Source organism: Bacillus sp. SM2101 (assembly GCF_018588585.1).
Lineage (GTDB): Bacteria > Bacillota > Bacilli > Bacillales > SM2101 > Nanhaiella > Nanhaiella sioensis.
Genome location: NZ_JAEUFG010000028.1, coordinates 38,250 through 48,106, shown reverse-complemented (window position 1 = coordinate 48,106; position 9,857 = coordinate 38,250). Strand labels below are relative to the sequence as shown.

The following is a 9,857-nucleotide window of genomic DNA, read 5'->3' as shown; positions in this document are numbered from 1 at the left end:
ATGAGTCCGGTTCAATACCGAATGCATGCCTTAGAAGCTGCCTAAATATATATGTCTAACTTTATGGGTTCAGTTCATTAACGGAATAGGGTTGCGGTCTATCTTTTTAGATATATCAGCCGATCCTCTGAAGAACCTTCTATTGTAGGACCGTGAGTGTTGCGAGCACTTGCGGTCTTTCTTATTGTATGCAGTTACTGCTAGTCTATGATTAGAATATCATATTTGTTGGAAAATGTACAACCTAGGAATCTTCCTATACTTTCTCTATTCTTTCCTAACCCAAAAAGGGATATCCTTTTTTGAAGGGTATTCATCTTCATAACGTTTATTATTAGCTAAAAAATCTAATCCTTCCTCAGTAAGTTTTGCTCCACCTAAAAATATATCGGTAAAAGTAATAATTTCGCCCTTTATGTAATTATGCTCTTTAATGTAGTGGATTACTTTTCTAAATTCATAATACTTCATATTGTAATCTTGTGCCTTAGGTAAATTTGATTGATGTATTTCCCTTAAAATACTATAAATAAGACGCATGAATATCCCTCCCAAAATAAATATAGCAAAGTGATTGATGTTATTAACATTATTCAAGGCTAGTATATTTTATAGTGGTTATTGGAAAATATGGAGTATTAACATAGACTTAAGTACATTTTTGTCACGTTATTATGATAGTCCAGCCTTCTACAGCAAATATCCATACATGTAAAATAAATACAATTAGAGAAGGTGAAAATTTCTTATGAATGATAAAAATTGTACATGTAGAGTAGTTCCACCACCAGCTCAAGGTGCACAAGGACCACCTGGGAAGCAGGGTGCACAAGGACCAATGGGTAATCCAGGAACACCTGGTAGTGCACTAGGTATTTGCGGTCTTTTTAACACATCCGCTACGCCTATTGCAGTAAATAATATAACACAAACAGTGCTGCTTACTGATTCAAGTCAACCATGTACGGGTGGCTTTATAAATAATGATGCTAATAATCCAAACGCAATCATTCTTCCTGCGAATGGCTTTTATCAAATCACATACGGCATGATTTGTCTAGTAGAAGGCGGTAATCCTGATATTGGGAGAGATGGGCAACTACTTGGATTTAAAATCTATAATGGAACAAGCTTGTTTGATGAATCTAGTACAATTATAGACAATACACCTGACAACGCCTCTGATCTAGGTATACCAATATCTAAAACTTTTCTTTATAACGGGATGATGGGAGAACCTATTACTATACAGGTATCCGACCTTATCAATGAAGTTCCTAATTTAACACCAACTTATTTTAGACCATATTTAACGATAATCAGGTACACATAAGTAACACACGGGTACTCTCCAATTGCCAGAGTGTCTTTTGCATGTATGATTTTATTGAAGAACTGTGAATATGATGTTTAAATCTAGTTTGCAAAATAGAAGCAAGAGGAACTAGTGGATAACATAGACAATCGTACATTATTGACACATTATAGATGATTAGTCCAACCTGTTATAGCAAATAACTATACAATATAGTGAAAATAATGATAGAAAAGTAAAAGATTGTAAATATAGAGTAGTTCCACCACCACTTTAAGGGCCATAAGGGCCACCAGGGAAACAAGGATTAGTTAACACTGTTAAGCAGTGTACTAGCTTTAATGTGGAAGAATTTTCTACAACTTATGACGTTATAATAACAAGTGTTATAGGTGCTCCACGATTTCAGTTTTTCAATTTATCTGTAATTCAAACTAGATGGCGGGAATTACACTTTCTTATCAAATAATGACCCCCATAGAGTTGCAGCACTACCAAATACTCTTGACATCATAAACTATAATGTCAAGAGTATTTGGTAGTGCTGCAATTGAAAGAAATCCAGCACGTGGAGACATTTTCATCAATCTCAATGATGATGATGATAACAATTGTCCTTTTCTACACAGGTAATGTTACAACCTGGTGAGTCTGTTGAATTTGTCATCCTTGGCATCCGACAAAATGATACACCAATTCCTGAATCAGAAAGTCATGTTTCTATTTAGCTGAAGAATTAATACAACGATATTGTGCTCACTCCTTTATGGCTGGGCTCTTTCTTTGACGATGTTTGTATGTGAAAAAATACGGTATACAAATCTAATTAACTTAATAAGAGTTATGCCATTTCTTTATTTCCCGAATTTCTTACATATTTGTTGTATATAAATCTTCTAATATAAATAGTAGGAAAATCACCTTTCTTGTCGAATTGGGATTGTATATCCAATAATGAAAGGTGATGTCTTTTATAATGAAGAAACAAGCAGTTGTAGAAATGAAGTATATAAAAGAGGATTTGCCATAGGATAAAATAACTGAGATACAAAATTTTTCTATGCTGCATTATGGACAACGGATCATCTTTACAGATCAAAGTGAGAAATTGGGTTACTACTGTCCGATCGACTATCATGTATATCAGATGTAAGTGCAGTTGGAATATTTTAAGGAATCTAAACTACAACAACTAATCGTTACATTCTTATTGGAGATTTATTACATCAATAACCTTCAGGAGCTGAATTATATAAAGTACCATTCAAGCTCAAGAGGAGAAGTAAAAAAAGTTCAACATATAGGAAGTACTAACAACGTTTTAATCTATCAAGAATCTTGGAGTTGCAATACAAAGAATGGGTCAACTTATCAGTTCTGGTAGGCTGACTCAAATTGAGTGGAGATAGCTTGATTTTATGTGTTGAAGCTAGTTTTATTCTGTTAAATGATGGCTTTTAGCAGATTGAATAGAAAATACAGTAAACTCAATAGGGAGAGATGACATGAAGTATCATAGAAAAGATTTTTTAGTGTTAGCGGGATTTTTCTTTTTTCCATTACTTTTGTTAATAGTAGTGAGAAGAACAAACATTATTAATATTGGAATTGGAAACCTAAATATCAACCAACCGGAAATAGATGCGAACAAAGAGTGCACATCCAGTTAATTAGTAGCCCGCCCGTACGTTCACGAAAGGAGTAATGTACCAACCAGAGAGGTGAGAGTGCTAATAAAGGGTGTACGTTATGTTATGTAAGCATGTAATTTAAGCTTGTATTAATGTGATAGGTCTAATAAATCAATTTTTTGACCCATTGATTAGAAAGGCAATTAGTTCCAGATATTCATTAATAAAAAACAGGAGCTTTTGAGATTATACATAAACATGCAAGGTGGGACCAACTTACAATAATATGGGCAACTATGGTATAATTGGAATACAATAGCGAATTTCTAAGGGTGGTCGGCTTCATTCCCCGTGAAAGGGGGTGAGGCGTATGACGGTATTTGAAGCATTGATGTTGGCAATTGCATTTTGCGGGCTGATTATTTCAGTACTGTCGTTCAACAAAGATGACAACAAATAGACCACCCTTAACGCTTTAGCCAGAGCGGTTGGTGGTCTATTTAGACTATTAAAGCCGACTCTCTAGAGAATCGTCTATTGTACAGACCGTGAGTGCTAGCGACACTTGCGGTCTTTCTTATTGTATGCAGTTACTGCTTGTCTATGATTAGAATATCATAATTGTTGGAAAATGTACAATTTACATAGGCCTCAGTCTATTTTAGTTACGTTATATATGTTAGTCCAATCTGCTATAGCAAATATGCATTTTACCACCTTTACAGAGTGGTCTTGTAATAAGGTTAAATCAAACACAGCTCGGTTAGGTGAAGGGTTTGGGGCAACAATGCTAAATTAGCCAACTGTTTTCAATAATTAATTAGGTTTAACCGTGATTGTATAAGGGAGGTTTGAATGTTTGAAATGAAGAAACCTCTCACCGTGTATAGTAATATCTAGTGGATGGATCGTTGCTGGGCGTTCCGTTGGATACCAATGTCTTCCTTCATTCACTAAAACAAAAACACCAAATGTATCACCGTAAAATGCAAAATTATCACCAATTCCATATATTTTGTCGATAACATGAGGGGTCAAAACTTCTTGCATTTGTCTGACTGAACTGGAAGGTATTCCGATTTCTCCAACGTCAAACCAGCCGAATGGTTCCTCTTCATTATCATTAAACGGTCTCACAAGCACTTCTAAAATATTCCCATCAGGATCATAAAAATATGCTTGTTGTCCTTCCCAAAATAAAGAGGTTTCTCCAGACTCATCTGGTAATAACACATCCCTCTTTGACAACGTTTTATATATATGTTCGAAATATAGATCGTTTGTACGAAAACAAAGATGATAGAATGGAAGTTGTGAATCATGTTCAAAGTTTAGCCGCGTCTTTCCAGCCATTACAGAAAACATCCTGTCGTTTTCTTCAATTAATGTCATTTGCAGAACATCTGTATAAAATTGCTTCATTTTTTCTAAGTTATATGTTTTCATAGATAACTCAATAATCTTCATTTTTAATCTCTCCTTTGTTTTTTTAAAAAAATCTTTATATAATATGTTGAGTTTATTGTAATAAACTTTATTAAACAGAGCATTAGGCAGATGGATGAGTATTACTACAACTTTCGTATGAGGTAGTGAATAATTTGTTAATAGAAAATAAGCCCACATCACATATGCTGTCACATAAAATATGAAAATACTAATTGACAAAGACATATCGTTTATTTTATGATATAGGTAAATTAACTTAATGTTTCTCCTAAAGGGGAGTAGCTTTTACAGCAAAGTCGTCATTACGGAGTTTGATACTCTCGGCTTTGTTGGCGACATAACGTTGTTAGCAAGACCTTTATCTAGCGGTAAAGGTCTTTATATGTAGAAAAACCTTTACCACTCTGGTAAAGGTTTTTTTTGATAGGTTATACAAAAGTGGAGTGAAGAAATGTAAAAAATATTGATCTACTATACATGACATAACACGATAATTTTCTACAGTATCATAATCGTTTAAAAACATATTATATTGACCTTTAATAAGAAAAACTAATTGAAAGGTGAGTGAATGTATTGAAAAAAGTAAAAATGCCGTTAGCACAACTAATTAGACAAAACAAAGAAGAACTTCTTAAAGACAAGGATGCTATTGCCAAAATCGAGAAACGCATTGATAAGAAGCATGTTGGAAATAAGTAAAACATTTGTAAATGCAACAAAATGACTGGCATCGGAAGTAAGATATTTAACATGCTTGGTTAATTAAAATGGTGGATAGGGCTAGTAATTAAATTGTGATAGGAGAGAATCAATATGGCGATTGAAAGGATAAAAGTTGTTCCGTGTGGTTGTAAAGGTACGATACAATTTTGCGAAACATGTGGTGGCACTGGTAAGTTGAATGCTTGCCGTAAAGTATTAGCTGAGACAACCATTGAACCTATGGGCCAAACTAATGTAAAACAATCTTTTTTTAGTGTTACAACAGCGGATGATTATCTGGCGTACTCTAACATTAAACAATTTTTAGAAAACTTAATTGTTACAGTAAAAATGGAAAGAAAAACTTACAAAATTACCTTTACGACAATTTAAGCATACTCAGTAGCGTCTACATTACCTTAATGTGAAATTATTAACGATTAAGGTAATGTTTTTTTTATAGAGAAAATATAATTATATAGTAGGGTATGTCAAAATAGTAACAACTTTTTTAAAGGAGTAAAGTCAAAAATATAGAATCCATAATTATAGTACTTTTTAATAGGCTACCTACGCATGATATTTTCCTTCATACCAAAGGATGTAAAACTTATAATGATCGTTCGTGGCATCTTTGCTATTTTAAATTTTAAAATTGATGTCAACTAGCTAAATTAATACAATTGTTGCTATGCCTATTTAGATACTTAACAACAAATATGACGCAAAGAGCCTGTTAATAAGTGAAAGGAGGCTGCCTCTTAATAAACTGTTCATTAACGCTCTCTACTTCTCTCGCAAAAATATAGAATATGAATGATTATTTTCATGTAAACGAAGAAAATATATTACGCTATTTAAACGGGGGGACTATAACTTATTAATTCGGAAAATTCAAAAAATATAATATGGAGTTGATTTTATGAATTTAAGATTAACCGATGAGCAGAAAATGGTTCAAAAAACTATTAGAAAATTTGTTGAAAAAGAATTAATTCCTCTTGAAAACGACGTTCTCAGAAATGAACGTGCAGGTAAGCCAGGTCTTCCTGCTAGTAAATTGAAAGAGCTTCAATTAAAGGCGAAAGAAGCTGGTTTTTGGGGTATTAGTACACCAAAGGAATATGGAGGAGCAGACCTCGGGCAGATGATGTTAGCAATTGTTCTTATGGAAGTGTCGAAAACTTTTGTACCTTTCATGTTTGGTGGCTCAGCAGATATCATTCTATATTACGCAAATGAGGAACAAAAGAAAAAGTATTTAATTCCTACCATTGATGGGGAGAAAAAATCGTGTTTTGCCATAACAGAACCAAGTGCAGGCTCAGATACTAGAAACATAAAAATGACAGCGGTTAAAGAAGGAAATGAATGGGTTTTAAATGGAGAAAAGACGTTTATTACAGGTGGTAATGATGCTGATTTTGTTATGGTTATTGCTATTACTGACAAAGAAATGCATCAAGCAACAGGTAGAGATGGGGTGACGTGTTTTATTGTTGACAGAGACATGGGCTGGAGATCTGAAGAAATTTTAACGATGGGAGAAGGTGGCCCTGCAAGTTTAGTTTTTGAAAATGTACGTGTACCAGAAGAGAATATCCTTGGAGAGATTAATGGAGGCTATAAGTTAGGCTTGGAGTGGATAGGCTTTGCAAGATGGATAGTTGGGGCACGTGCAGTAGGTGCTTCTGAAAGACTGCTTCAGATGGCTATTGATTACGCTAAAGAGAGGGAGACATTTGGAAAACCGATTGCTACAAGACAAGCTATTCAATGGCAAATTGCCGATTGTGCTGTTGAAATTGAAGCTGCACGCTGGCTTGTGCTAAATGCAGCATTTACACTGGACCAAGGTGAAGACAATCGTCATGCAGCGTCTATCGCAAAACTATACGGAGCAAATATGGGGAATAGAGTAGTTGATCGTGTGCTGCAAATTCATGGTGGTATGGGATATACGAAGGAGCTCCCAATAGAAAGGTGGTACCGTGAGGCACGGCTCTGGAGGATTTTTGATGGAACAGATGAAATACAGCGCTTAATCATTTCTAGAAATCTATTAAAAGGCCATGTAAAAGTAGGACAATTCGGTTAAGAAGATTTTTTGGGAAGGAGATATAACTCATGTCAGGAAGGTTTCATAATCAAGTAGCAATTGTCACAGGTGGAAGTAGAGGAATAGGAAAAAGCATTGCTGAACAATTTGCTCAGGAAGGTGCAAAAGTAGCTATTTTTGATATAAATGAAGAAGCATTATATGAAGCTTCTCAGCAATTTCAGGAAAAAGGATTCGAAGTTTTTTCAAAAGTCGTTAATGTTGTTGATCCTATTGCTGTAAATGCAACGATTGATGAAGTATATAACAAATATGGATCGATAGATATACTTGTAAACAACGCAGGCGTTATTCGTGACAATTTATTATTTAAAATGACTGATGATGATTGGCAGACCGTTATGGATGTTCATTTAAAAGGATCATTTAATGTCACTCGTGCTGCTCAAAAACATATGGTGAAAAATAATTATGGGCGAATTATTAATATTTCTTCAACTTCTGCACTAGGAAATCGTGGGCAAGTAAATTATGCAGCTGCCAAGGCTGGTTTACAAGGATTTACGAAAACACTAGCTATTGAATTGGGTAAATATGGAGTTACTGCAAATGTAGTTGCGCCAGGATTCATAGAAACGGAAATGACCAAAGAAACAGCTAGAAGGATTGGTATATCGTTTGAAGATTTAATACAGGCTAGTATAGCAACGATCCCTGTTGGAAGGACAGGTAAGCCGAGTGATATTGCGAATGCTGTAACATTTTTTGCAGATGAAAAATCATCATTTGTAAATGGCCAAGTCATCTACGTCGCTGGAGGTCCAAAAAATTAACGAGTCATTGTGGGGTGTTATAGTTTGTTTAGAAAATTAATCGGCAAGCGTTCTAAAAAACATAGAAACACCATTGAAAGAGGAGCTGTCAAAAAATTTGCTGAGGCAATTGGTGATCCCCATCCTATTTTTATAGATGAGAAAGTAGGGACGGAATCTCGATACAAAACTAATATTGCACCAGTAACGTTTCCAAGAGTATTAAATTATGGTGTAATTGAAGGTTTGCAGCTCCCTAAGAAAGGGCTGATCCACGGTGAAGAATTGTATCATTATGAAAGGCCACTACTTGTTAATGAAGAGATACTTTGTTATCAGGAAGTAGAGGATTATTATGATAAATCGAGCAATAGTGGAGAGCTGGGCTTCTTAGTGCTCAAAAGCTACGGAGAAGATGTAAGCGGTAACATTGTTTTTACTGCTAAGTCAACAATTGTTTTTAATGCTGCCTTACGAAAGGAGATGAACAGGTGATAGAATTGACGGAACTAAAGGTGGGGGATGCACTGAGTGATGTCGAATTACCACCTGTTTCTCGTTTAAATTTAATTAAATATGCTGGTGCTTCAGGTGACTACAATCCAATTCATACGATTGATGAAGAAGCTCAAAAAGCAGGTTTACCAGGGATTATTGCTCATGGGATGTGGACGATGGGGAATTTATCTAAGTTATTTAGCCCTTTTTTGCTAGATGGTTATATTCAAGACTATTCAATTCGCTTTAAAAGTATGGTTTTCTTAAACGATATTATTACATTGAAAGCAACATTGACACAAATCTGTAATAATGAGATGAATTTTGATGTTAATGCCATTAATCAGCATAATAAGCAAGTAATCAGGGGCAATGTACATTTTATTACGTATGAATAATAGTCTACTTTGTTGGTTTACTAAATAGGACAGTCTGATACATTTTTTACAATTCAATTATGTTAAAGTATCAAAGATGCTACGAATGATTGATATTTACGTGTGAATATTTAAGAATGAATAGCAACAATTAATGGAAAAAAGCCATTATTTATGAAATGCTCTTCAAAATTATAAATGTTAAAATTGTTAATTTGTAAGTTTCCTATTTTAGATGGTGATATAAAAACGAACAAAAAAGATTTTGTTATTCCTCACAATCCAATTAAATGCCTTTTTTATAGATGTATTTTGTTATTTAATTGGATTGTTGGGGTGATTTTGTTATCTAAACTATGTTTCTTTCATTGTATGTACCTTATTTAAATATTGTTAGATCATATCTTCTGAGAAACCCTTTAACAATTTCTCCTCATTCATCTCAGTTAACATCTATTTCGTAAGTTGTAGGTTAATTTGTCCTTTCCTCCACATTGCATATGTTTCATATTTTTATTCCTATAATTATACCTTTGCAAACAAACTAGTAGAGAGAAATCAAAAATGTAACATAGTAACCACCTATGTTCATGTGCAGAATTACGCTGTTAAAGATTTTCACTATCTTTGTCTACTATAAAACGATGACTGTCTAGTTTAAGAGCCATAACTATAAAGATTACGAAAAGAATGTAAAGTATTAAAAGAAGGCAATAAAATTAAAAAAAGCGATCTTATTGGTAACGAAGTATTTTCTTTCAGCACGGTTATTATATTTATTAAGTTAACCTATCTATATGTAATCCTAATATTGGTTTATCAGGTTTGAAGTACCCCCTTTTACGAAACAAGAAGAATGCAAGGCTTTTTTGTTCTCTACTAGCATTTATACACTGAAATAGTCCTATAAAAATAGTTTTACATTGCGCATAATAATCAGTGAATTTACACTATTGAAAAAAATAGAAAAAAATCATATTATTTCCTTGGGTTAAAAGATTAAAAACAGAA

The 9,857-nt window shown here is 33.9% G+C and carries 11 protein-coding genes; 9 read left to right on the top strand and 2 right to left on the bottom strand.

What is annotated here, in order from left to right:
* Window positions 1–267: 267 nt before the first annotated feature.
* On the bottom strand, window positions 268–540 hold the full coding sequence (locus tag JM172_RS20030) for a YjcQ family protein (RefSeq protein ID WP_214484151.1): 273 nt from the start codon (window positions 538–540) through the stop codon (window positions 268–270).
* 208 nt (window positions 541–748) lie between these two features.
* Here JM172_RS20030 and JM172_RS20025 point away from each other — a divergent pair, with 208 nt between their 5' ends.
* The 3 genes from JM172_RS20025 to JM172_RS24885 all read left to right on the top strand — a co-directional run bounded on the left by JM172_RS20025 (window position 749) and on the right by JM172_RS24885 (window position 3,406).
* The gene (locus JM172_RS20025; protein ID WP_214484150.1) at window positions 749–1,333 is read left to right on the top strand and encodes a collagen-like triple helix repeat-containing protein; all 585 of its coding nucleotides are present in this window, start codon (window positions 749–751) and stop codon (window positions 1,331–1,333) included.
* A 1,487-nt stretch (window positions 1,334–2,820) separates the two neighbouring features.
* Window positions 2,821–2,985 carry a hypothetical protein gene (locus JM172_RS20020; protein WP_214484149.1) on the top strand — a complete coding sequence of 55 codons (165 nt, stop codon included), beginning with the start codon at window positions 2,821–2,823 and terminating at the stop codon, window positions 2,983–2,985.
* A gap of 331 nt (window positions 2,986–3,316) precedes the next feature.
* Window positions 3,317–3,406 (top strand): putative holin-like toxin, encoded by a 90-nt coding sequence (locus tag JM172_RS24885; protein WP_250886792.1) that lies wholly within the window; start codon window positions 3,317–3,319, stop codon window positions 3,404–3,406.
* A 356-nt stretch (window positions 3,407–3,762) separates the two neighbouring features.
* On the opposite strand, the gene JM172_RS20015 is transcribed toward JM172_RS24885, so the two are convergent.
* On the bottom strand, window positions 3,763–4,413 hold the full coding sequence (locus tag JM172_RS20015; RefSeq protein WP_214484148.1) for a VOC family protein: 651 nt from the start codon (window positions 4,411–4,413) through the stop codon (window positions 3,763–3,765).
* A gap of 573 nt (window positions 4,414–4,986) precedes the next feature.
* On the opposite strand from JM172_RS20015, the gene JM172_RS20010 reads away from it, so the two are divergent.
* The 6 genes from JM172_RS20010 to JM172_RS19985 all read left to right on the top strand — a co-directional run bounded on the left by JM172_RS20010 (window position 4,987) and on the right by JM172_RS19985 (window position 8,867).
* A complete protein-coding gene (locus JM172_RS20010) occupies window positions 4,987–5,097 on the top strand; it encodes an FbpB family small basic protein (RefSeq protein WP_214484153.1) in 111 nt (36 codons plus the stop codon).
* A gap of 114 nt (window positions 5,098–5,211) precedes the next feature.
* Window positions 5,212–5,493: a hypothetical protein gene (locus tag JM172_RS20005; protein WP_214484147.1), complete on the top strand. Its 282-nt coding sequence runs from the start codon at window positions 5,212–5,214 to the stop codon at window positions 5,491–5,493.
* 529 nt (window positions 5,494–6,022) lie between these two features.
* Complete coding sequence (locus JM172_RS20000) at window positions 6,023–7,198, top strand: acyl-CoA dehydrogenase family protein (RefSeq protein WP_214484146.1); 1,176 nt, start codon at window positions 6,023–6,025, stop codon at window positions 7,196–7,198.
* A gap of 29 nt (window positions 7,199–7,227) precedes the next feature.
* The gene (gene fabG / locus JM172_RS19995; RefSeq protein ID WP_214484145.1) at window positions 7,228–7,992 is read left to right on the top strand and encodes a 3-oxoacyl-ACP reductase FabG; all 765 of its coding nucleotides are present in this window, start codon (window positions 7,228–7,230) and stop codon (window positions 7,990–7,992) included.
* Window positions 7,993–8,016: 24 nt separating this feature from the next.
* Window positions 8,017–8,466: a MaoC family dehydratase N-terminal domain-containing protein gene (locus JM172_RS19990; protein ID WP_214484144.1), complete on the top strand. Its 450-nt coding sequence runs from the start codon at window positions 8,017–8,019 to the stop codon at window positions 8,464–8,466.
* Window positions 8,463–8,867, top strand: coding sequence for a MaoC/PaaZ C-terminal domain-containing protein (locus JM172_RS19985; protein WP_214484143.1), 405 nt, complete (start codon window positions 8,463–8,465; stop codon window positions 8,865–8,867). The genes JM172_RS19990 and JM172_RS19985 overlap by 4 nt, the downstream gene beginning before the upstream one ends.
* Window positions 8,868–9,857: the final 990 nt, after the last annotated feature.